Annotated in this window: 16 protein-coding genes; 4 read left to right on the forward strand and 12 right to left on the reverse strand. The window is 54.7% G+C overall.

Annotated features, from left to right (window positions below):
* Positions 1 to 134: 134 nt before the first annotated feature.
* A complete protein-coding gene (locus tag G1C95_RS11420) occupies positions 135 to 836 on the forward strand; it encodes a hypothetical protein (protein ID WP_169173076.1) in 702 nt (233 codons plus the stop codon).
* Between the two features lie 248 nt (positions 837 to 1084).
* Here G1C95_RS11420 and G1C95_RS11425 read toward each other — a convergent pair whose 3' ends face one another.
* Complete coding sequence (locus tag G1C95_RS11425; RefSeq protein ID WP_169173077.1) at positions 1085 to 1906, reverse strand: fumarylacetoacetate hydrolase family protein; 822 nt, start codon at positions 1904 to 1906, stop codon at positions 1085 to 1087.
* 352 nt (positions 1907 to 2258) lie between these two features.
* Here G1C95_RS11425 and G1C95_RS11430 point away from each other — a divergent pair, with 352 nt between their 5' ends.
* Positions 2259 to 3356 (forward strand): Abi family protein, encoded by a 1098-nt coding sequence (locus G1C95_RS11430; RefSeq protein ID WP_169173078.1) that lies wholly within the window; start codon positions 2259 to 2261, stop codon positions 3354 to 3356.
* Between the two features lie 255 nt (positions 3357 to 3611).
* On the opposite strand, the gene G1C95_RS11435 is transcribed toward G1C95_RS11430, so the two are convergent.
* From G1C95_RS11435 to G1C95_RS11445, 3 genes are all read right to left on the reverse strand, one after another.
* Positions 3612 to 4010 (reverse strand): DUF3592 domain-containing protein, encoded by a 399-nt coding sequence (locus G1C95_RS11435; RefSeq protein WP_169173079.1) that lies wholly within the window; start codon positions 4008 to 4010, stop codon positions 3612 to 3614.
* Between the two features lie 163 nt (positions 4011 to 4173).
* Positions 4174 to 5556: a hypothetical protein gene (locus G1C95_RS11440; RefSeq protein ID WP_169173080.1), complete on the reverse strand. Its 1383-nt coding sequence runs from the start codon at positions 5554 to 5556 to the stop codon at positions 4174 to 4176.
* Positions 5557 to 5699: 143 nt separating this feature from the next.
* Positions 5700 to 8075 carry an RICIN domain-containing protein gene (locus G1C95_RS11445; protein WP_169173081.1) on the reverse strand — a complete coding sequence of 792 codons (2376 nt, stop codon included), beginning with the start codon at positions 8073 to 8075 and terminating at the stop codon, positions 5700 to 5702.
* 192 nt (positions 8076 to 8267) lie between these two features.
* Between G1C95_RS11445 and G1C95_RS11450 the strand changes: the two genes are divergently transcribed.
* Both G1C95_RS11450 and G1C95_RS11455 read left to right on the forward strand, forming a co-directional pair.
* Positions 8268 to 10154: a DUF4422 domain-containing protein gene (locus tag G1C95_RS11450; protein ID WP_169173082.1), complete on the forward strand. Its 1887-nt coding sequence runs from the start codon at positions 8268 to 8270 to the stop codon at positions 10152 to 10154.
* Between the two features lie 175 nt (positions 10155 to 10329).
* The gene (locus tag G1C95_RS11455) at positions 10330 to 12570 is read left to right on the forward strand and encodes an LTA synthase family protein (RefSeq protein WP_240947547.1); all 2241 of its coding nucleotides are present in this window, start codon (positions 10330 to 10332) and stop codon (positions 12568 to 12570) included.
* A gap of 109 nt (positions 12571 to 12679) precedes the next feature.
* Here G1C95_RS11455 and G1C95_RS11460 read toward each other — a convergent pair whose 3' ends face one another.
* From G1C95_RS11460 to rfbA, 8 genes are all read right to left on the reverse strand, one after another.
* Entirely contained in the window at positions 12680 to 14125 is a 1446-nt protein-coding gene (locus tag G1C95_RS11460) for a sugar nucleotide-binding protein (protein ID WP_169173083.1), read from the reverse strand.
* A gap of 4 nt (positions 14126 to 14129) precedes the next feature.
* A complete protein-coding gene (locus G1C95_RS11465; protein ID WP_169173084.1) occupies positions 14130 to 14990 on the reverse strand; it encodes a hypothetical protein in 861 nt (286 codons plus the stop codon).
* An 84-nt stretch (positions 14991 to 15074) separates the two neighbouring features.
* Positions 15075 to 16097 (reverse strand): dTDP-glucose 4,6-dehydratase, encoded by a 1023-nt coding sequence (rfbB, locus tag G1C95_RS11470; RefSeq protein WP_169173085.1) that lies wholly within the window; start codon positions 16095 to 16097, stop codon positions 15075 to 15077.
* A gap of 128 nt (positions 16098 to 16225) precedes the next feature.
* Complete coding sequence (phoA, locus tag G1C95_RS11475) at positions 16226 to 18505, reverse strand: alkaline phosphatase (RefSeq protein ID WP_169173086.1); 2280 nt, start codon at positions 18503 to 18505, stop codon at positions 16226 to 16228.
* A gap of 165 nt (positions 18506 to 18670) precedes the next feature.
* A complete protein-coding gene (locus G1C95_RS11480; protein WP_169173087.1) occupies positions 18671 to 19543 on the reverse strand; it encodes a hypothetical protein in 873 nt (290 codons plus the stop codon).
* Positions 19544 to 19610: 67 nt separating this feature from the next.
* Positions 19611 to 20891 carry an ABC transporter ATP-binding protein gene (locus G1C95_RS11485; protein WP_169173088.1) on the reverse strand — a complete coding sequence of 427 codons (1281 nt, stop codon included), beginning with the start codon at positions 20889 to 20891 and terminating at the stop codon, positions 19611 to 19613.
* 1 nt (position 20892) lies between these two features.
* Positions 20893 to 21765 (reverse strand): ABC transporter permease, encoded by an 873-nt coding sequence (locus G1C95_RS11490; protein ID WP_205832829.1) that lies wholly within the window; start codon positions 21763 to 21765, stop codon positions 20893 to 20895.
* Positions 21766 to 21914: 149 nt separating this feature from the next.
* Positions 21915 to 22811 carry a glucose-1-phosphate thymidylyltransferase RfbA gene (rfbA, locus tag G1C95_RS11495; protein WP_169173090.1) on the reverse strand — a complete coding sequence of 299 codons (897 nt, stop codon included), beginning with the start codon at positions 22809 to 22811 and terminating at the stop codon, positions 21915 to 21917.
* Positions 22812 to 22880: the final 69 nt, after the last annotated feature.

The following is a 22880-nucleotide window of genomic DNA, read 5'->3' on the forward strand; positions in this document are numbered from 1 at the left end:
TTTGTTTTCTGTCGTCGGCGGCGGCCTTTGTGAGGTACGCAACACTAGTCCGGAAGCCACCTGCGGCGGGCCAAAATGCCCGCTCAACTACAATGGAAGTATCTTTTGCAGTATCTCTATGCAAGGAGGCAGAGATGCAGTACACACCAATCCGCAACGCTTTGGGCACAGGCCTCGCGGCGATTGTGGCGGTACTGGCCATTGCCGGAACGACCGCTTGCGGTGGGCCGGCCGACAACGGCACCAGCAGCAACGCCGGCAAACAGCAGAACCAGCAAAGCCAGCAATCGCAACAAAGCGACGGTAACGATACAACAGATAAAGGTACCGGCAACGGCACCAGCACAACCAATAACGGAAATACTGGGACGTCCAGCAACGGTTCCGCAGCTGGCACCGGAGCGAACGCGACGCCCCTGAACGCTCAGTCCACGCCGGACGAAATCAAAGCTTACGTCGACTCCCTGCAGGTCGGCACCGACGGTTCGTCCGACACCTACCGGTCCATTCCGGACGTCAACATGGCGGAAACATACTATGAATGCAGCCCACAGCAGGGCGGTTCGGACCTGACATGGAGCACTGGCCCGAACGCCGAATACGTGCGTTTCACCACCGGCAGCATGTGGACCGACACCATGCCGATGACATTGCAATGCGCCATCGACGACGTGGACATGCCCGCCGACATCATCAGCCGCATCAGCACGGACCAGTCCGGCACCTGGCAGTTCGCGCAGTGGACAGATGACGACGACCGGTCCGTGGAGGGCCAGGTGCTTTGGAATCGGTCCGGGGCTGCAGCTGACGTGGTGATTATTGATATTGATGATTGATGGGTCGTCTTCGTTGCGTTTGCTGAGGTCGGTAGGTTAGTGGACTGACGGATCGTCGGACGACGGAACGATACCAATAGACCGATAGACCAGCGGACCGAAGGACGACAGGCAGACAGACACTACACGACGGTCGTGCGACGGTTACAAAATTGGCCGTGCGCGGTTACTTGCCACGCACGGCCAATTTCTTGTATCTACTGTTGTTTATTGCGTCCGCTAGCCGCGTCAATCAGCCAGCCGCGACGTCAGCCGCGCACGACCACGTTGCGCAGAGAACCGATGCCTTCGACATGGACGATGGCTTCGTCGCCGGGGCCAAGGTGGCCGGAGGCGTTCGGGGTGCCGGTCAGAATCACGTCGCCGGGCAGCAGGGTGGAGAAGCTAGAGATCGCAGCAATCTGCTCCGGGATACCGTGGATCAGGTTCGCGGTGGTGCCGGAAGCCATTTCAACGTCCTTGCCGTTGAGGGTGAAGGAGATCTTGGCGTCGCGCCAGTTGAGGTCGTCGCGCATTACAATCCACGGGCCAAGCGGGCAGGAGGTGTCGAAGCCCTTGGCGCGCGTCCACATCGGGTCCTTGCCCTGCAGGTCGCGCAGCGTCACGTCGTTGACGCAGGTGAAGCCGAGCACATAGTCCATGGCCTCGTCCACCGAGACGTTCTTGGCGATACGGCCCATGACCACGGCCACTTCGGGCTCGAAGTTCATGTCGTTGGACTCTGCCGGGTAGACGATCGGATCGTCCGGGCCGATCACGGAGGTGGAGGGCTTGGTGAAGATCATCATGTCTTCGGGCGCGTGGGCGATGTCGGAATGGCCGGCTTCGTGCATGAACTGGGCGTGCGCCTCGTAGTTCTTGGCCAGGCCGAACACCTTGGAGGGGATCACCGGGGCGAGCAGGCGAATGCCGTCGCCGTCCACCGGGTAACGATTGCCGGTCGGCTTGACCTGGCCGCCCGCCAGCGGGTGACCGTCCAGTTCGACGAGGTAGTCCTTGCCGTCCGTCTCGTCGGTCTGAACGAAGGCATAGCGCGGCGAATCATTGAGCGAAAATCGTGCAAGTCTCATAGTCATGTTTTAAGATTACGCCCGGCCACGGCCAGGATTGTGGCGGTTTAGGCCTAATGCCATCTGTCACCCGCTCATCATTTTCAACTGCGAAATGCAAACAATCTTATCCGCAACGTCTCATCGACCGAGTTGCCCACCACACACAAAGAGCATATATAGTTGTTAAAGAATAAAAACGATACTATATATAGTAAAAACACTGTAAAATTGACACACTCAACCCAAAACTGATATGCTTCTATCCGCATGAACGAGGGATGACTCGACCGGCTCTTGTGGCGTGAAGCGGTCTCCCAGAAAGCGGGCAAACCTCACTGTTTGCCCGCTTTTTCTTTTGCAAGGAGGCGCGATGACAATCGAACAGACCAAGTCCCCCGCAACGACACCTAGACGCCGCGCCATGACTGCAGATGAGCAATGTGACGTTATGGCTCGTCATGGCATCACATTCCAGCAATGCAGCAGAGAAGCAGCTAAACAATTTCTACAAGATAACACGTACTTCTTTAAATTAAAAGCATTCGATAAAAATTTTCAACGAGATGCCGATGGCCAATATCAAAATTTAGATTTTGCTTATCTTCGTGATTTGTCCACCATTGATTTTGAGTTGAGAATTCTAATCTTGCGTATGACCGGAGATATCGAACATGCACTTCGAGTACGCTTCAATAATCTTATCTCACGTGTTGATGAAGACGGCTATCAAGTGATTCGTGATTACGAACAAGATCAGATGGCATTTTATGAGAGTCAAGGAAAACATTATAATCCCGAAAGCGTCTATCAGAAATCAGTATATACCAAGGGCATGATTGACAAATACCTCGTCGATAAGCCCATCTGGCTATTTTGGGAAACCTGTTCCCTTAACAGTCTTATTCATTGTTATCGTTCGTTCTTGAAACATCGCCAGTTCCAAGATATTACCTATTCGTTGCTTTATGGTGTGAGACTCCTTCGCAATGCAGCGTCACACCACAATTGCCTACTCCTACCTCCCTCAGAACAGATCAAACCAACCAGAGATCTCAATGAGCTTCTTAAACTGCTCCTAAATGGCAAAACTGAATTTGTCGAGCAAACTCTTCATCTAGCAGAAACAGATGCGCTAATTCATGATTTTTCTTGCGTATTGTTAGCTCACTGCAACCTTGTCAAGAGCTCAGCGATGCGGGCACATATCACCAGACAGATTGAAAATTTCTGCGATCGAATGAAACTCCATGAAGATTGGTATCGTAATCCGAGCAGTGGATGCAATCACCTCATAGAGCAAATGGACGCCATGCAACTGTTGATGAGCTGTGTTGTGGAATTAAACCAAAAACGTGGCAATGAATCTCTCCCAGAAGCGCAGATGCCCCTTCTACGCCAGCCGTACAGACGCCCAGTGCGTCATGGAAGAAGGCAAGCCAGCAAACAAGCCCGATTGTCGAAAGATTGAAGAAGTAGTATCCAATGGTTTGCACAGTACCATGGCATACTCGTCAGTAATGAATTCGCAAGAGCCGGGCCCTGCTCCTGCAGGGTGTCTCCGGCTCTCACTTCTGCACCCGCCGAAGGGGATGCAGCAAAGTCGTGCGGATAATCCGCGTTATTATGCTATCTTCTGCGCCGGAAAACAACCAAATCCCTGCACTCCCAAATCAAGCACCGTTCTTATTGACGCGCTGCGCGACCTCGCAAACAACAGCCAACATCAGTTGTTGATCCAGCCGTCGTTGTGTTGGATGTGGGCTTTTGATGGTTTATCGGGATTGTAGATCACGATGACGGTATCGCCCTCTCGAACACGGCCCATCACTGGGGTCTTGCGTTGTCCGATGGGGATGGGACCGGCCTTGATCACCGATGATTTCAGGGCAAGCGATTCGACAACCTCATATGCGATGCCGTCTACTTCATAGTGCACACGGATACGCCACGGAGTATCCATGCCATGAGATTTGATACTCACCACCAGACCGGGGCATTGCGCGGTCATTAAACGAATCCGCCCTTTTCTGCCCGGATTGCCCAGCAACACCGCCGCAACAATGATGACAACCGGTATCATCACCGCTGTGCACAGCACTATCACTCCAGTCAGCTCCCGCATCCAAACTCCCTCGTACAACAGATGTGGATGGGTTCTACTCTACCGAAGCTGCTCCTGCTTCCGCCCCATCAATCAGGCATTTTGCAAAGATTCGATGATCCAAGCAGCATGCCACTATAGCAAGCAACGAACAACAAACAGCACCGTAAAACAGCCGAAAAACTCAGCGCAGCGTGCCGACGGTGAAGCTTACGGCTTGGGCATTATCAGGTAGGGAGGGCACCATCACCGTGTTGTTGTCGGAGGCGATGGTCGGCCGGGAATAGCCGTAGCAGGCACCCAAGTAAGTGATTTCGCCTTTGGACCAGTTGAAGGCATACATGCCGGTGTTCTCCGACTGCGAGCCGGAACCCCAGACGAACCATTCGCTATTCATGGAGGCGACCACGCTGGGCGACTTCACATGTACCCATGCCAGCGGACGCTGAAAATCATCGGCCCAGAAACCGATATAGGTGCCCGATTCAACATTGCCGTTATAGAACGCCACGGCACGATATCCCTCGTGCGCCCAAACACCGGCAATGCCCCATGGACCGCTCCCCTGATTGCCACCCGCAGACTGTGCCTTCGACTGCACAGCATCAGAGGACGGCTTCATCTCAAACACTGTGTCACCGGCACCAGCAGCAGCACCCTGTTTGCCAACGCTACGCTTCAGTGTGGCATACGCAGGAAAGCCCGTGCTATCGTCGGTCGGCTGCGCATCGCTGGCATAAATCACACCATCAGCAACCGCCGCCGGATAATTGCCTTCGTCGATTACCGTATGGCTTCCACCAGCAAGAGGGAATGCCAGTACAGAAGGCGTCCAATGATCACCGTTCGCAATATTGGAGGCGAAGAATGCCGTGGACTGGTTGGCAGTCGGCACGATATCGCTGCCCAGAGCGGGAGTATCGTCGCGGCCGTTGATATCGATGGCCGTACCCAGCGTCACTGTTGTGTCAGTTTTTGCATCCCACGCCTGCACGCGCCAGTTGTCGTAGGCAAGTTGCGCGCTGTTCCCGCTCAATGTGGCGGAGCGCCATACTGCTCGATTGCCGTCTGCCGTGCCATCCTGCGGTTCGTAGAACGGACCAGAAGGCGTATCGAGCGCCTGCGCACCGCCGTCACGATCCAGAATGGCAGCATAATAGGCATTCAAGTTATTGGAATCAGGCGAAGTGGAGCCAAACACGTGCGTGTTGTCGATTGGGAACGAGCCGATACGGCTAAAGTCGCCACCGAAGGTCCACGAGTCCGCCAACTGCGCAGGATCGGCACCCTCACTGACTTCCACCAGTTCAGCGTTGTATGAAACCCCAGACAGAGTGAACGGCAAATCTGGCAACGCAGAGGCGGAGTCCGAATCACCTGAATCAGGCTTCACCGTTGCGCCATGCTCAGCTGCGCCAGTCACATTGGATGAGTCATTCTGCTGACGCCGCACATGCAGCGTTACAGCAACGACCAAAACCACCGCCAATATCGCAGCGATGGCGACCAGCACTGCCCAACGCCAGCGGCGAGATTCCACATCTGACGGATGCTCAGACTCTTGCATGGCTATTCTCCTTCTGCCACGTATTTCGATCGCCGCCATGCCGCGTGCTATAGACCATGTCAGCAACTTGTGTCAACACACTGCGCAGCCACTGTTGTGCCAGCAGGCTGCGCAGCAACTTTCAACTCCACGACCGACGTACGTCAGCGGGTAGCCACGATGGATGGAGCGTCGTGATCGTAGGTCCACGTCATGTACTTATTGCGGAAATCAGCCAAATTGGTCCAGAACTTGGCGCTACCGCCATAGCCAGGCGCAGGGTCGACGAACTGCACATTGCCGTCGGTGGTGCTGAAGCTGTCCACAACGATGGCATGGCTGAAGGTGCCGTTGGCGTGACCGTTGGGATGCGGGCCACCGCGACGCTCATATTCGACCACAATCGGCGAGTAACCGGTTTGATACGAGTTCAGGATCTCGTTACGCAGCAGGTCGTAGCTCGGGTAGAGCGTGTAGTGATACAGATCCGTGCCCAAGAACTGGTTGATGCCACGCGTGAAGTCCGGGTTCCATACGCCGGCCGGTGTGATGTTCATGCGGTTGGCTAGATTCCAGACCGTGGTCTCTTCACCGGTAACGGGCGAACGGTTGATGCCTGCCGTGCGCAGCGACATATAGCCCGAGGTCGGGAAGCAGGTGTAACTGTTCGGCTGCGGGGTCCACTGCACGTTATGTGTGTAAGTGCCGCCAGGCATGCCGTTCCACCAGTAACTGCCGTGTTCAAAGTCCTGACGGGCATGACCACGGTCATTGTATTCTTCGGAGACGGGGAAGCCACGCGGACCATATTCGTAGCCTTGCGACTTGTACCGATCGAAGAAGCCATTGAGCACGGCAAATGCGCCACGGTTGGGACGCCAGTAGATCGAGCCGTTCTGGAAATGCTGCCATACGCCGCTGCGGGTGGTGCCGGTTTCCTCGCTCATGGGGAAGCCAACAGTCTCCAGCCCACCACGTCGTTCAAAACTGGTCTTGATATCGCCATGCACCGAATGTGTGCCGGTTTGTGCGGATGAATACACCACGCCACCTTGGAATCGCTGCGAAAAACCATTGATTCCGCCACGGCTCACAGCGGTTTTCGCACCGGTGGGCATGCCAAGATATCCGGCTGCGCCGCCTTGGCTCTGCCAATAGGCGAACATGCCACCATCAAGCACAAACGTCTTGGAATCATCCGTTTCGGACGTGGCCACAATCACACCGTTGGCATAGCTCTTCATAAATCCATATGAAGTTTGCACAGTGATGTTATCGGCCGGCGCACCAAGTTCGCTGCCAAGCTCGGAAGCCGCCTGCTGAACGCTGGGAACCGTGGAGCCGCTTTCGTACCAATAAACGGTACCGCCGGCAAATTGCTGTCTTACACCATCAGCTTGTTGCTGCGATGCTCCAGTAGGAGCTCCCAACCACGCGTTATGCAAACGATATTGCGCAATCGGAAGACTCATATTCATGGATGTATCCAGAGACCAACGCTGCGCTGCAGAATTATTGGCCTGATACAGCTGAATGTTGGTGCTGTTCGCGAAGGAACCGCCATATATATCCAGTACCCAATCAACGTTAATGGCCGAATGCAGCGTAAAGCCGCTGCTGGAACCAACAGCAATCCACTGTTGCGCCCTGGTGCCATTAGCGTCATACTGCTGAACATTCGCACCGTTGCGTGCAACTCCACCGGCCGCGTCAAGCACCTTGCCTGAATTGAGGTTGGTGAATGTCAGGTAGCCTTGCGCATCCTGCGTCACCATCCAACGCTGCGCCATAGTTCCGTTATTCCGATACAGCTGCACGTTCGCGCCATTGGAGGTCGACGCTCCCCTGACATCGGCGAGCATGCCACCCGAAGCCGCAGCCAGCCCATACACGCCTTCGGGGATGGTACCCATATACTGCTGCGCCAACGCATCAGCCTTGGCAACGGCCTCCGGCTTCGTATCCGCAGGCAACAGCGACCAACGTTGAGCCGCTGAACCATTGGCGGTATATAGCTGCAGGTTGGCATTATCGCCCAAGTTGCCGCCAAACGCATCCAAGACCAGATTGGTATTAATCGCGGAATGCAACGTAAAGTTGTCGGCTGTGCCGACTGCGATCCAGCGTTGCGCCGGCGAACCATTGGCTGCATACTGCTGCACATTCGCGCCGTTGCGGTTTGCACCACCGTAGACATCAAGCACCTTGCCTGATTGTGCATTGGTGAAGGTGAGATAGCCTGCAGCATCTTTGGAGATCACCCAGCGCTGAGCTTGAGTGCCGTTGTTGTGATACAGCTGCACATTGGCACCATTGTTCGCGGATCCACCGCTGACATCCATCAAAGATTGATTGGCAGCTGCAGCGGCGACAACATATGTGCCTTCAGATAGCACATCAATGTTGTCCGCAGCCAAATCAGCTGCATTGCGCTGCGCCTCTACGGCGACAGCACTAGGCGACATTACCCCCATAATCATCATGGCACATGCACAAACCACTGCAGCGGCCATGCGAATCGAAGCGTTGAGTTTCTTCATTCGAGCCCCGCTTGTTCTTCTCTATACAACAGCCACAATGTAGCGCTACGCAAAGACGCGTTCGCACACCCCTATCAGCCCCTATCGTTCTCTCCCCGTGAGCTCAAGCAAACACCTATTCCAAGCCTTTGTCTACCCCACTAGGAAAACCCGTTACAATGGCACAAGACCCAGCAACGTAAGGCGGTAATCATGTCTTCAATAAACCGTGAGCACGATCCTCGCATCGCAATATTCGTATCGGCGCACAAGCCAGCTGCGTTCCCCCACGGAACCAGTCTGTTGCCGATCCAAGTTGGCGCAGAGAATGCAGCATCACGGTTTAGCGATACCTTGCATGATGATGAGGGGGACAATATTTCAGCCAAGAACCCCATGTATTGCGAATTAACCGCACAATACTGGGCGTGGAAGAATATGGATGCCGATTATTACGGCTTCTGCCACTACCGTCGTTATTTTGATTTCACCAGTACCGCGCATACTGAGAACGATTACGGCGAGATTATGGATATGTTCATCGACAACCGCGCCATCGCCGAATATGGTCTGGATGATTACTCCATTGCGCAGGCAGTGCAAGGCTGGGACGTCATCACGACTCCGCTGAACGATGTGCGTCGCATCGGCGGATTTGCCAATCTTAAAGAGCATTGGGACGCCGATCAGCATCTCCGCCTCAAGGATCTGCGTCACTTGTACGACCTGCTCTGCGCCCGTCATCCCGAATATCGCGAGGATGCTGATGCTGTGCTCAATGGTCGACGCGCGGCATTCTGCAACATGTTCATTATGAAGAAAGATATTTTCTTCGAATACTGCGAATGGTTGTTCCCACTGCTGGACGAGTTTACGGAGCACTGGGATCACGTCGCAGCCGACATGCAAACGCTGCGCACTCCCGGCCATCTATCGGAGCGTTTGCTCAATATTTTCATCGCGCATAAGCAGCGCACCGGCGCGAATTGGCGCGTCAAGCAACTGCAATGTGTGCATTTCACCAATCCGGAGCCTCCTGCACAGCTCGAACCGTTGGAAGGCGATCAGCAGAGCATTATTCCTGTAGTGTTCGCCGCAGACGATGCTTACGCGCCCATGGTGACCACCACCATCTATTCAATGTTGAAGAACGCTGACCCCAACCGCCGCTATGACGTAATCGTGCTAGAGCGCGATATCAGCAAGGAAAATAAGCAGCTCATCACCTCGTTCCTTGCGCAATTCAGCAATGCCACCATCCGTTTCCATGACGTTAGCCGTGCCATTGCCGGGTTCAATCTGACCACGAATAACGCGCATATCAGCATCGAAACCTACTATCGATTCATTATTCAGGAAGCACTGCCGTTCTATTCCAAGATTCTGTATTTAGATTGCGATCTGGTGGTCAACGGTGATGTCGCCCAGCTTTTCGATACCGAAATCGGCGATGCCGCCATTGGTGCCGTGCGAGATCTCGACTTCCTCGGCAATCTCAATATGAAAGATGGAATCCGAGCAACATATGTAAGCAAGCAATTGCATATGACCAATCCATATGGCTACTTCCAAGCTGGCGTGCTGGTGATGAACCTCGACCGCATGCGAACGATTCACTCTGTGCATGAATGGTTGGAGATTGCCCAGCGCCCTGGGTTCATCTACAACGACCAGGACATTCTCAATATGGAATGCGAAGGCATGGTGCATTACCTGCCATACGACTGGAATGTGATGCACAACTGCGCTGGCCGCGTCGATGGTGTGTTTGCCTATGCCCCCGCCGATACATTCAAGGCGTACACGGATTCCCGGCAGAATCCGAAAATCGTGCACTATGCCGGTTTTGACAAGCCATGGAAGAATCCATGGTGCGACTTTGGGCCGCTTTACTGGCAGTACGCTCAGCAGACGCCATTCTCCTTGCAGATCACCGCAATGCTAGCTGGCATTAAACGTCCGCAACCTCCCGAGCATCACGAGCGCGCTATCGCCGAAGACAGTCCTTTGCGCAAATATGCGGATATTGTGGCTCCTTCTGGTTCCAAGCAACGCGAAATTATGAAGGTTGTCGCCAGAAAGATCCAAGGAAAACGATGAGATAATCGCCGAAACGGTAGTCAATAAGCCGTTTTCCATGTCACTATTGACGTCATCACAATGCCCGTTTGCTCTTTCATGCGAAAGTGCAAGCGGGCATTGTGCATTCGGGTTCATCCGTTACAATGACAGCTTGTCAGATATGAACTCTAGCAAAAAATGTGGTGACGCCTAGATGAACGACGACTATATTGCCTATCTCACCAAACAGGGACTTCAATTGAACGCCCCTCAACGGGACGAGACTTCCGCAGAAGCGTCGAGCACCATCACGCAAAAGCAGAAGCAGGAACAAGATCAGCAGCAAGCACAGGATTCGCCGCAGCCACGTGATTGGAAAGCTCTAACAAAATCCTACGCGTTGTCGGCTTGGCACGGCATTCGTTGGGCTTGGGGCAAACGCCCACGACTGTCATTTGCGCTGTATTTCATGGTCTTTATGCTGGTAACAGCTCTCTCTGTACTGCTTCTGCAAGCTAGCGTGTATGAAAGCAGCGATCAGAATAGTGAAGGCGGCACTCTTCACTACATTATTGAACAAGTTGATCAGTTCGTCAGCCAGATATGGCTTAATCACCAATATCAGGCGATTCTGAATTTCTTAGTGCTTGGTCTGATATATCTCACGCTTATTCTCGTCCTCAACAGATTCTGGATATCAACAGCCATATTCGGTTCGGCGATGGCTGCATTTGCCGTAGCCAACTACTTCAAGGTTCAGCTGCGCGGAGAGCCGCTTATTCCCTCCGATCTCAACTTCGTGGCCAGCGGCAACACCGGCGAAATCATGTCGTTTGTGCCAAAAAGCGGCGAGGGACTGGTGAATACGGCGATTAGCGCGCTTATCTGGTTTGTGGGCATTTGCATTGCCTTGCAGATTCTTGACCGTCGCGGCGCACTGATTCCCGTGCGATGGCGTCCGAGTCGATTCCTGCAAGCACCAAATATTGTCGCCGCATGCGCTCGAGTGCTTACCGCAGGTCTTAGCGTGTTGCTGACGTTCACACTGGTATGGAATCTCGGTATTCCCGGATCGTGGGCCCGGCAATGGGCGGCCACCTTGTCGGATGCTCCGCAGCCTTGGAATGGCATGGGAGATGCAATGAATAACGGCCCCGCCATGAATTTCCTGCGTTTGGTGCATACCAAGGTCATGGATAAGCCCGAGAGTTACAGCAAGCAAACCATGGAGGATCTTGCTGAACGTTACGCCAAAAAGGCGGATTCGATCAACCAGACGCGCGAGCATAATCTCACTGACAGCACTGTAATCATGATTTTGTCGGAGTCCTTCTCTGATCCGACCCGCGTGCCGGGCATTACCTTCAACGAAGACCCGATGCCGAATATTCGCAACGTCAAGAACACCACCACTTCGGGTCTTATGTTGTCGCCGGGCTACGGTGGCGGCACTGCCAATATCGAATATCAGGCACTGACTGGCTTGGATATGGGCAATTACGATCCGTCTCTGCAGATTGCCTACCAGCAGCTGGTGCCTAAGCAGCAATGGACACCGACATTCAACCAACTGTGGAATCAGGAATACGGCGATCAAGCTTCCATCGCGCTTCACCCGTATTATCGCGCCATGTATTTCCGCAACACCAATTACAAGAAGTATGGGTTCTCCCAATTCTGGGCGGTTGACGGCGACTACAAGATGGAGAATCTCTCGCCTATTGATTCCGCATGGTACGCCTCCGATCAGTCGACATATCAGAATGTGCTTAATGCCATTGATACAGATTCGTCCGACCAGCAGTTCCTGCAAGTTGTCACTATGCAAAACCATTTGCCTTACGACGATTGGTATCAGAACAACGAATTCAAGGAGCTCGATACTTCCGAAGGACTTAGCGAAGATGAACGCACGTCGGTGGACACCTATGCCAAGGGCGTGAATATCACCGATCAAGAGACGGCTGCATTTTTGGAACAGCTTGATCAGATCGATAAGCCCATCACTGTTATTTTCTATGGTGATCATTTGCCGGGCATTTATTCGAGCGCGGCCCAGGACCAGTCAAACACCACCAATTTGCATGAAACGGATTACTTCATCTGGTCTAATGCAGCATCGGGTTCGCAGGGCACCAAGTTGTCTGATGAGACTGCTGGATATACCTCATCCAATTATTTCATGGCACAAGCTGCCGAACACATGAACGCAAAGGTCACGCCTTATCTGGCGTTCCTCACCGAGATGCATCAGGCCATTGCCGCTATCTCCACTCCTACCGCCAGCGCGGAAAGTGGTGACAATCCTACCTATATGGATAATGCTGGTAACGTGATCTTGCCTGAGGATCTTTCTCAAGGAGCTCAGGATATGCTCGCGGATTATCTGCTTATTCAGTATGACTTGTCCGCTGGCAAGCACTACCTTAAGGATACTGATTTTATGGGGATGTGATCTCGAGAAATTGTGATCAGTAAACAGGTTGCTCTAGCTATGAAATAAGCCGGTGGATTGAAGAACTTGCATTGGTTCTTCAATCCACCGGCTTATTGCTGCATGAACTTTATTTGTTGAGTTCGTTGTTGATGTAGGTGTTGAGGGTTTTCTCCCAGCCGGCGGGCTGGTAGCCAGCCGCCTCGATCTTGGCCAGATCCAATGCGCTGTGGGTGGGGCGCGGGCTAACGGGGGTTTTCGCGTTCGCGAAGTATTCGCCGGTCGAGATGGGCTTGACCTTATTACCGTTGCCATTCACCCGGTCGAACACCGCCTTCGCGATGTCCGCCCAGGACTTCACCGCCCCGGAGCCGGTGAGATTGTAGGTGCCGTAGGGTGCATGGGAGTCAAGCAAATGGAAGATCGCCTCGGTCATATCCGAAGTGAAGGTCAGGCGCCCGTACTGGTCGTCCACCACCGTCACCTGAGCGAGGTCACCGGCCTTGACCTTGTCGGACAGCATCATCATGGTCTTGACGAAGTTATGGCCCTCGCCGATCACCCACGAGGAGCGCAGGATGTAGTGCTTCGGAGCGTTGCCGACGGCGATGTCGCCCGCGGCCTTGGTCTGCCCGTACACGCCCAACGGGGCGAACGCCTCCGTCTCCGTATGCTCCTCACGGGTGCCGTCGAACACGTAATCCGACGAGACATGCACGAGCGTCAGGTCATAATCCTTCGCCACACGCGCCAGGAGCGCCGGCCCCTGGGCGTTCGCCTTCCACGCGATGGGACGGCCCTCCGGGGTCTCGGCCTTGTCGACCGCCGTGTAGGCGCCCGCGTTGATGATCGCCCCGTACAGGCTCCAATCATACTTCCCATAGGCGGCCGGGTCGGAGAAGTCGAACTCGTCGATGTCCGTGAACTCGAAACCCTCCAGGTCATGCTCCTCGACATACTTGCGGATCGCGTGGCCGAGCTGGCCGTTGCAGCCCGTCACCAACGTGCGGCGCGGGCCCATCGGCTTGACCTCCTTCAACATCGGGTGGTGCAGGTCCGCCTCCGAGATCGTCGCCTCCGACAAGGGGATCGGCCACTCGATATGCAGTTCCGGGTCGGCGAGGTTCACGAACGTATACGTCCTCTTCAGCTCGAGGCTCCAGTGGGCGTTGACCAGGTACGTGTACGCGGTACCATCCTCCAAAGCCTGGAAGCTGTTGCCCACGCCGCGAGGCACGAAGATCGCCCTCGACGGATCCAGTATGCACGTGAACACTTTCCCGTACGTGGGGCTGCCCGCGCGCAGGTCCACCCACGCGCCGAAAACGCTTCCGGCAGCGATCGAGATGAACTTGTCCCACGGCTCCGCATGGATCCCACGCGTCACGCCACGCTCCGCATTAAAACTGATGTTGTTCTGCACGATACGGAAATCCGGAATGCCCAACCCCGTCATCTTCGCACGCTGCCAATTCTCCTTGAACCAGCCACGCGAATCACCATGCACCGCAAGATCCACAACCTTCAGACCGTCGATACCGGTCTCAGATACCTTCAATTCCTTCTCAAAATCCATAACCTTATATTTCCTTTCGCGTTTGTCTTCCGGCTTTGAAATCAACGACCAGTTTCATTGGATCGGCTTCCTTGAGCGCCAGCGCGCGGTCAGGCAACGCCCAATGCAAGCATTCCGGTCCCAACGCGCTCAGCACGAAGAACATGTCCCTGCGCAGTGTGGGAAATTCCACACGGAGCAGATTCTCCTGATGCCCGGCCCGGTTCCTCACCTTCCGGATACGACGAAGTCTGCATACCAGTTCCAGACGCAGACGGCGCTGACTGCTATCGGACGGGTTCCCCGGCAGAACGGCCCGTGGCATACGAGCCTGCTCAACCGCCCAAGCCGCTTCGATGTTCGGGAATGCGGACATCAGGACATCCGCCAACTCGGGATCGCCATCCGCATGTCTGAGCATGCCGTCCCACGCTCCGAAGCTCAGTTGCGTGAACACGTCGTCGCGGTTGACACGGTCGTCATGCCTCGGATGGGACGAATCCGCCTTCCACTGACGTTGTTTGCGCAACGCATCCTGCATGGCCTCGGCTAGATGATCCATCCCGTCGCCGTTGACAAGACGCCTTATTCTTCCCAACGGATCCAGGCCATGCACGTCGATCCAGTCAGCATACCCCGACACGCTCTGCCGTCGAATCCATTCGCACAGTCTCGCATCAATGGCGTTGCGAACCAAAACCTCGACATACGAGACATAGCCCATCACGACGGAGGACATCCTCACGTTCCAACGGTAGAGTTCCAACGCCAGGCGGCCCACGTCATCGGGATCGGACAATCCGCTGTTGCCGGAGGCATAGTCCAGATATGCCCTGAACCTCGGACCTCCCAGCAACGATTCGGCCAACTCAATATCACGATCCACTTTACACATCCGCCAATCAGTGTTATCCTGAATTTGTTTCTTAGGGCCGTCCACTTGTGGGGCGGCCGTTTTCATATCCGCCCCTCACTGTCCCTGCTGCTTGTAGCGGGCCTCGGTGGCGGCCTTCACCGGCTCCCACCACGCGCGGTTGTCCGTATACCACTTGACCGTCTGCTCCAGGCCGGATGTGAAGTCCGTGTGCTTCGGCGTCCAGCCCAATTCGGTCTGGAGCTTGGTGCTGTCGATGGCGTAGCGGCGGTCGTGACCGGGACGGTCCTTCACCCAGTCGAACGCATCCGCAGGCTGGCCCATCATCTCAAGGATCATCCTGAGGACCGTGATGTTGTTCTTCTCCCCGTTCGCGCCGATCAGGTAGGTCTCGCCGATGCGCCCTTTGGTCAGGATCGTCCACACGCCGGACGAGTGGTCCTCGGTGTGGATCCAGTCGCGCACGTTCTCCCCCTTGCCGTACAGCTTGGGGCGGATGCCCTCCAGGATGTTCGTGATCTGCCTGGGGATGAACTTCTCCACATGCTGATACGGACCATAATTATTCGAACAGTTACTGATCGTCGTCCTGAGGCCATACGTGCGCGTCCACGCGCGCACCAACATATCCGAGGCCGCCTTCGTCGACGAATACGGGCTCGACGGGTGGTACGGCGTCGACTCGGTGAACTTCGCCGGATCATCCAGGGCCAGATCACCGTACACCTCGTCCGTGCTCACATGATGGTAGCGGACACCATACTTCCTGACGGCCTCCAGGAGGCGGAACGTGCCCTCCACATTCGTTTTCAGGAACGGCTCCGGATCCGCGATCGAATTGTCATTATGCGACTCGGCCGCGTAGTGCACGATCGCATCATGGCCCGGCACCAAGCGGTCCAGAAGGTCCGCGTCGCAGATGTCACCCACCACCAGCTCCACACGATCCTCCGGCAGGCCCTTGATGTTCTCCGGGTTGCCCGCGTACGTCAGCTTGTCCAACACCGTCACATGGGTCTCGGGATGGTTGTTCACCACGTAATGCACGAAATTCGAACCGATGAAACCACAACCACCAGTCACAATAATGTTCTTAGGAGCGAAAACTTCTTCAGCCATATACCACAGATTACACGGGGGACGCACTACCAATTCGCCCCGATATACAAAGGTGGCTCGCCCCGATATCAGGGTAAGCCACCGTAATTCTCGAACTAAAACCGCTATATCAAGCAGTTCGATTTCATTTATCGCGCTTCAAGCACATTGAACGCAACATCGCCTTCCAGTTGCCATCCAAGAGCGACAATGTTGTCCGCCTCACCCTTGTCAGCAGTGTAGAAATGCTCACCGGAATAGGCGTTGTATACGCGGTACACCGGAACCTTGGCATCATCGGAAACGTACCAGGCGATTCCTTCATCCGCCCAACCCGCTTTCACGGCGTTGTCAATTTCGTTCTTGCTCAAGGTATACAGGTGAGAGCCATCGTACTTGTTGTAGGCACGGTACACCGGCTTGCCTTCACTAGTGGTGACAAACTTCACGCCTTCACCCTTCCAACCAGCGGCGATCAAGGAGTCATATTCCTTCTTATCCTGCGTGTACAGGTGGGTATCACCCTTGCCGTTCTTATAGGGATTGAACAGTCGGTACACATAGGTCTGGCCAGGTTCGGGCTCAGGTTCAGATGTTGCGTCTCCCGCAACCGTGGTGACGGATTTGCCGGACTGACGGCCCGTGACGGTGATGGTGTCGCCCTTCTTCACGCCGTCGAGCGTGATCGGGGTGGTCTGGGCGGTGCGCACGCGAATGCCGGAGACCGGTGTGGACGTGTCGGTCACGGTCTTGCCGTTGACGGCCACGGTGAGTACAGCGTCGCCGTTGAATCCGGAGGCGTTGGCCACGAATTTGCCGTCGGCCGCCGTGGTTTCCACCTTGGCATTATTGGACAGGGCCTTCTGGTCGTTGGTCTCCGACGCTAGGCCGAGGGCCTTGGCGATGGTGAAGAAGTTGTCGCTCTGATCGGTCAGACCGTTGACGCGCTGGGCGCCAGGGCCGGATGCGGCGATGCGCAGCTGTGTGCCGGTGTGTTCCATGGAGCCGTCGTTGAAGCCGACTTCGGGGTTCTCGGCATCCGGGTCGATGGTGTCGGCGGTGCCGTAGGAGACAATCATTTCTTCGCCGAGCTTGTTCTTGAGGATGGTGCTCAGGGCGTAGGCCGGCGCAGCGCCGACGATCTGGGAAGTGTGGGCGTGGTCGGCGGTCACGATGATGAGCGTGTCGCTCAGATCCACCTTCTTGAGTGCGGCAGAGATGGCCTTGTCCAGATCATCGGTTTCACCAATCTGGCCGCAGGCGTTGCCGGCATGATCCTGCTTGTCAATGGATGCGCCTTCGACCTGCAGGAAGAAGCCGTTGCTGCTCTTCGGGTTGGCCTTGAGCAGGTCGATGGCCTTGCTGGTCATGTCGGAGAGGGCAACGCCTTGGTTGCCGAGCCATTTGGGGTTGACGGAGCATTCGACCGGGCCGCGTTCGATGGTTTGCTTTTGAGCAAGGGCCGGGGTCGGGTTGTATTGCGTCTCCATGTTGCCATCGGCCATCAGGGCCAGCACCGGCTGGTTTTCCTTGTAGGTCAATGATTTGAAGGCGTTCACGTCGTTCTCAACGGTCTGGTAGCCCATGGCCTGAGCCTGCTGCCACACGGTCTTGCCCTTGTAGTCGCCGCCTTGCACGGTCTGACGGAGATACTTGGAACCGCCGCCGATGGTCACGTCAGCGCGGGTGTCGAGCAGCTGTTCGGAGATGGAACCGATGCCGCCGTTCTCCTTGAGCTGGCTGGCCAGACAGTTCTTCACTGCATTATTGGATGAGCCGTCGGTTTTGCCTTGCGGTCCGTAGCAAGCGCGTTCGGTGGAGTGGGATTCCAGCACGGCGGGGGTGGCGTCCTGAATTTCGGCGGTGGTCACGTTGCCGGTGGCCAGCCCCTTGGCCTTGGCGAGCTCGATGAGGTTGAGCTGGGGGTTGCCGTCGATGTCCACATCCACGGCGTTGTTGTAGGTCTTGGTGCCGGTGGCCCAGCTGGAGCCGGAGGCGGAGGAGTCAGTCACGGGGGTGATCTTGCCGACGTTCGTGTTGCCGGTCAGCTTGCCGTCCTTGTCCTTGGCCATGGCCGAATCGTCGGAGCTGTTACCCAACGAGAAGGTGGTGTATTGGCCGGTTCCGGCGTTCGTGTCACCAAGGCTGGCAGGCTGGCCGATCTTGTCGAGGCCATCGAACGAGCCGTTGACGCCGTGCAGGTAGTTGCGAGCCACGGTGATTTCCGAATCTCCCATGCCGTCACCAATGAACAGGATAACGTTCTTCGCGGAGGCTGAACCGATAGCGGCGATGCGCTGCGCGGCACCATGCACCTTGAGCTCGTTGACGGACTTGCCGTCAGCCGCGTTGGCAACGCCGGCAAATGTGCCTAACGTCGCAACAGCCACCAGAGCTGCAGCGGCAGCCTTAAAACCATGTTTCTGCATGTGAGTTCCTTTCGTCTCCTCACTCGATCATCGCGCCGCAGGTTCTTTCCATTCCATAACGAAAAGAACCGGCAGCCCGATTCATATTGCAGACATCACCGTATGGTTCCAAGGTCTCCGCCAGCTATCTTCCAGCTATCGGTTAATGCAACTTTGGGTGAATTGTTAGGGTTCTTGCTGTTGATCCCAAGCCTTGAACGCCGCACCCTCGTCTTCCCATCCTGCCGCTACCGCATTTTGGAGCTCTGTTGCGTCAATGGTGAACAGGTGTTCGCCGGTATATGGGTTGTATCCTCGCAACACGTCTGTGTCGGCTTCTGACTTCACGTACCAGGCAATGCCCTCAGTAGTCCATCCATGTTCAATGAGATTGTCACGCTCAGCTGCATCTGTTGTGTAATGATGAGAGCCGTCATAGCGGTTATACAAGCGGTATACCGGCGAGCCGCTGTCATCTTGAGAAACATAGAATACGATGCCTTCCGGCGTCCAGCCCGCAGCCACCGCGTTCTTGTATTCCGTTTCATCGGTGGTAAACAGATGGGATGATCCCCGCGTCATATACGAGTTATAAGCCCTGTATACCGGCACGCGAACTTCAGGCTTTTCAACTTCTTCAGTAACAGTACCGAACATGGCAGTAAGCACAAGACCCGAGGTCACTACTGTGTTCTCATCGGCCTGAACCTGCACACCCTGAGAATCCGTATAGAACCATCCAAGGAATTGTTGCCCCTCTGGTACCTTCAAGCTCTTGGTTTCACGCGCGTATGCCGTGTTATCGCCAAGCTTGCTGCCTTCCACATACATAAACATGTTCATTATGTGGGTGCCATCATTACGTTTAAAATAAATTCGGCACTGCGCACCGTTCGCATCACTTACAGCAGCATATGCAGTCCCATTATTATCCTGCGTCGCATACTCGCTGGCGCTGGCACCGCACACCACCGACAAAGACAGTACCAGCGCACAAATTGAAGACACAATGACAAGCCCGAAGCGCACGCCTCGGGCCATGGTCGTACCGGAATTCATCGTTCAATTCTTCTCTCATTGGAATGCAGGCAGAAAAGGAAAACTTAGCTGCTCACACTATTGCTGATTATTGCTGCTGACGACGTGCCAGCTGTGTATCCAAAACCTGATATGCCATGGATGACTTGTTGATCAACGCGAAATTATCAAGGCCGTCGGCATCTCTAACGGAGAAGTCACAGGCATTGCTCTCATTGGTAAACGCGATCATCTGGGCGGTTTCAGGATTATGTCCATCCCACTCGTGGATGGAGGCGATAAGGCGGAATTCCCCATTGGTGAACAATCCCATGGGAATTCTGAAATGCACGCTGTGTTTGCCGGGCTCAAACAGGTCGAAGCTATCTCCATAGGGAACGCCACCACGTCTGATGTCGTTCAACGATATGGCCACATAGAACGGCTTGTTTCCGTGGTAATCATATTCCACGGTAAAATCAAAGCCTTCCGTCAGGCTGCAGATGGGCTCCCCTGTCGGAACAACATGCAGCACAGGTACGGTTTCGTTCAGGCCAGTGGCATATTCGCCTTCCGGCTGTTCAGTAGGCTCGGACTGCTTTTTCTTAAGATTCTCCAGCGTATAGCGATCAGCAACATCATTCTTATTGCCGCTGACGATGATTTCACCGTCTTTGATCAGAATGGCTTTGGTGCAGTATTTCTTGACCGCATCCATGGAGTGGGTTACCAGAATAACCGTTTTGCTGGGATCTTTTTTAATGGCGGCAAAGAAATTATCGCATTTACGTTGGAATGCTTCATCACCTACGGCAAGTACCTCGTCCAACACGAGGATATCGCCTTGGGCTTTGATGGCCACCGAGAAAGCCAGACGCACCTGCATACCCGAGGAGTAGTTCTTGAGCTTTTGATCCATAAAGTCTTCCAGCTCAGCGAACTCCACAATGTCGTCATACATCGCGTCGATTTCAGCGCGGGTGAAGCCCAGCAATGCACCGTTGAGGTACACGTTTTGCCGCCCCGTCAGCTCAGGATTGAAGCCCACGCCCAGTTCGATGAACGGCACCAGTTTGCCGCGCACATCCACCACACCCTGCTCGGGCTTGTAGATCTGCGAGATGATTTTCAGCAAGGTGGACTTGCCGGAACCGTTGCGCCCCACGATGCCGAAGAAATCACCCTGACGAACCTCAAAGCTGATATCTTTGAGCACTTTTTGCTCGGTATATCCTTTAATGCCCTTGGTCCAGTTAAGGAATGCCATCTTCAGACCGGTGGCCTGTTCCGTGGGCAAGCGAAAGGACTTCGCTACATGGTCGACTTTGAGCACCACCGGTCGCTCGTCGTCGCTGCGGGTATTAGGCACGGTATTTTTCAGCGCAGTCATATCAGAGCACCTCCGCGAACTTCTGGCTGTACTTGCGGAACAAATGAATGCCCAGCCACAGCACGAGCACGGTGAACAGATAAGGAAGAATATTTAGGCATGGGGAATTCAGCCATTGCCATTCCGCCGGGACATCCGGCGTATCTATAGCACCACCCAAATCAGCGGTATTAGTCCACACCGTAGGAACATATTCCGGTGACAGCAGATTGTGTCGAATATCCATGATTGGTTGAGCGATGGGATTCAGCATCATCAGTTTGGCAACAATCGGATAGCTTCTGGCCACCATGGACAGCGGGTAAATGATGGGGATGGAGTAGAACAATGCCTGCAGCAATACTTCCCAGATCTGTGCGATATCACGGAAATACACGTACAGTGTGGCCAACACCAACGATACGCCCAAAGCCAGGCAATACAGCTGAATGATGCTGAATGGCACCAACAGCACACGCCATGTGAAGTGGGCACCAGAAAATGCTCCGAACAGAATAACGACGATAAGGCCAAGCCCAAGGGAAATCAATGCTCCGGTATTGGTGGCAGCCACGACGATGTAGTTCGGGAAATGCACTTTGCGCAATAGATCGCCGCGATTGACGATGGAGCTTAATCCCATGGTCGTGGATTCGGTGAAAAACGACCACAGGCAGGTGCCGCACAACAGAGAAATCGCAAACGTTGGCGTTCCGTCGGTGAATTTGAGGAATCGCACGAAAATCACGTACATGACGCCGAACAGCATCAGCGGCTTGAGCACCGACCACACCATGCCCAAAAATGAACCTTGGTAGCGCAACTGGAAGTCGGTTTTTACCAACTCTTTGAATACCACCACTGCATAGTGGTATTTCTCTTGGAGGTGTTTCATCAGGTTCTTCACAAGCGTCCTATCCTACTCACGCGAAGGCCATTGGAATGCTTCAGGCTCTTGGCTTCGCAGCATTGTTCATATTCTAAAGCACCGATGCCGGCCGCATGTTCGCGAAACATTGGGAGCATGAGGGCATTGCGCAGGTGTTATTTTCTCACCGTCACACGCACACGATCCTCTACAACCTGGCTGAGGTGCTTGCCATAGTTGGATTTGCCGTATGCCTGTGCCGCGAGCGCAAGGTCAGCCTTGCTGATCCACCCGTGCTCATAAGCGATTTCTTCCGGCACGGAAATCGGCAGGCTCTGTGAACGCTCGACGGAGCGCACAAACTCCGCGGCTTCATACAACGATTCCATGGTTCCGGTGTCTAGCCACGCGTAGCCTCGGCCCAGCGTGGTGACCCGTAGGGATCCATCCTCAAGATACATGCGATTGAGGTCGGTGATTTCGAGCTCGCCGCGGGCTGACGGGCGTACCTGTTTGGCGAATTCGACAACCCGGGCATCATAAAAATACAGTCCTGTCACCGCATAGTTGGTTTTGGGGTGCTGAGGTTTTTCCTCAATGGACACCGCTCGGCCTTGCTCATCGAATTCGATAACACCGAACCGTTCCGGATCGTCCACAAAATAGCCGAATACCGTGGATTGCCCTTGCTCGGCATGCCGAACAGCCTCTTTGAGCTGTTTGGACAGCCCATTCCCGTAGAAGATATTGTCGCCCAGCACTAGCGCACAGGACTCCCCGTCGATGAATTCTTCGCCAAGCAGGAATGCTTGGGCGAGACCATCCGGAGATGGCTGGATTTTATACGACAGGTGCACTCCGAACCGGGATCCGTCGCCGAGCAGTCGCTCGAAATTCGGCAGATCCTGCGGTGTGGAGATGATCAGAATGTCACGGATGCCCGCCAACATCAGGGTTGACAACGGGTAATAAATCATCGGCTTGTCGTACACCGGCAATAACTGTTTGGATGTTACCGAGGTCAACGGGTACAACCGTGTGCCCGAACCTCCGGCCAGAATGATGCCTTTCATGCATGCCTTTCTACCTCAAACGCTACTGTCTACACTAAAAGGCAATACTACCGTCACATCGAGTAAAGA

Origin of the sequence: Bifidobacterium oedipodis (assembly GCF_012932425.1) — a bacterium.
GTDB classification, from domain to species: domain Bacteria; phylum Actinomycetota; class Actinomycetes; order Actinomycetales; family Bifidobacteriaceae; genus Bifidobacterium; species Bifidobacterium oedipodis.

Excerpts from the sequence above, each read along its gene's own strand:
- G1C95_RS11420 (WP_169173076.1), top strand. The coding sequence starts at position 135 with ATGCAGTACACACCAATCCGCAACGCTTTGGGCACAGGCCTCGCGGCG.
- G1C95_RS11435 (WP_169173079.1), bottom strand. The coding sequence starts at position 4,010 with ATGCGGGAGCTGACTGGAGTGATAGTGCTGTGCACAGCGGTGATGATA.
- phoA (WP_169173086.1), bottom strand. The coding sequence starts at position 18,505 with ATGCAGAAACATGGTTTTAAGGCTGCCGCTGCAGCTCTGGTGGCTGTT.
- G1C95_RS11445 (WP_169173081.1), bottom strand. The coding sequence starts at position 8,075 with ATGAAGAAACTCAACGCTTCGATTCGCATGGCCGCTGCAGTGGTTTGT.
- G1C95_RS11450 (WP_169173082.1), top strand. The coding sequence starts at position 8,268 with ATGTCTTCAATAAACCGTGAGCACGATCCTCGCATCGCAATATTCGTA.
- G1C95_RS11485 (WP_169173088.1), bottom strand. The coding sequence starts at position 20,891 with ATGACTGCGCTGAAAAATACCGTGCCTAATACCCGCAGCGACGACGAG.
- rfbB (WP_169173085.1), bottom strand. The coding sequence starts at position 16,097 with ATGGCTGAAGAAGTTTTCGCTCCTAAGAACATTATTGTGACTGGTGGT.
- G1C95_RS11440 (WP_169173080.1), bottom strand. The coding sequence starts at position 5,556 with ATGCAAGAGTCTGAGCATCCGTCAGATGTGGAATCTCGCCGCTGGCGT.
- G1C95_RS11425 (WP_169173077.1), bottom strand. The coding sequence starts at position 1,906 with ATGAGACTTGCACGATTTTCGCTCAATGATTCGCCGCGCTATGCCTTC.
- G1C95_RS11480 (WP_169173087.1), bottom strand. The coding sequence starts at position 19,543 with ATGAATTCCGGTACGACCATGGCCCGAGGCGTGCGCTTCGGGCTTGTC.
- rfbA (WP_169173090.1), bottom strand. The coding sequence starts at position 22,811 with ATGAAAGGCATCATTCTGGCCGGAGGTTCGGGCACACGGTTGTACCCG.
- G1C95_RS11430 (WP_169173078.1), top strand. The coding sequence starts at position 2,259 with ATGACAATCGAACAGACCAAGTCCCCCGCAACGACACCTAGACGCCGC.
- G1C95_RS11455 (WP_240947547.1), top strand. The coding sequence starts at position 10,330 with ATGAACGACGACTATATTGCCTATCTCACCAAACAGGGACTTCAATTG.
- G1C95_RS11490 (WP_205832829.1), bottom strand. The coding sequence starts at position 21,765 with ATGAAACACCTCCAAGAGAAATACCACTATGCAGTGGTGGTATTCAAA.
- G1C95_RS11460 (WP_169173083.1), bottom strand. The coding sequence starts at position 14,125 with ATGGATTTTGAGAAGGAATTGAAGGTATCTGAGACCGGTATCGACGGT.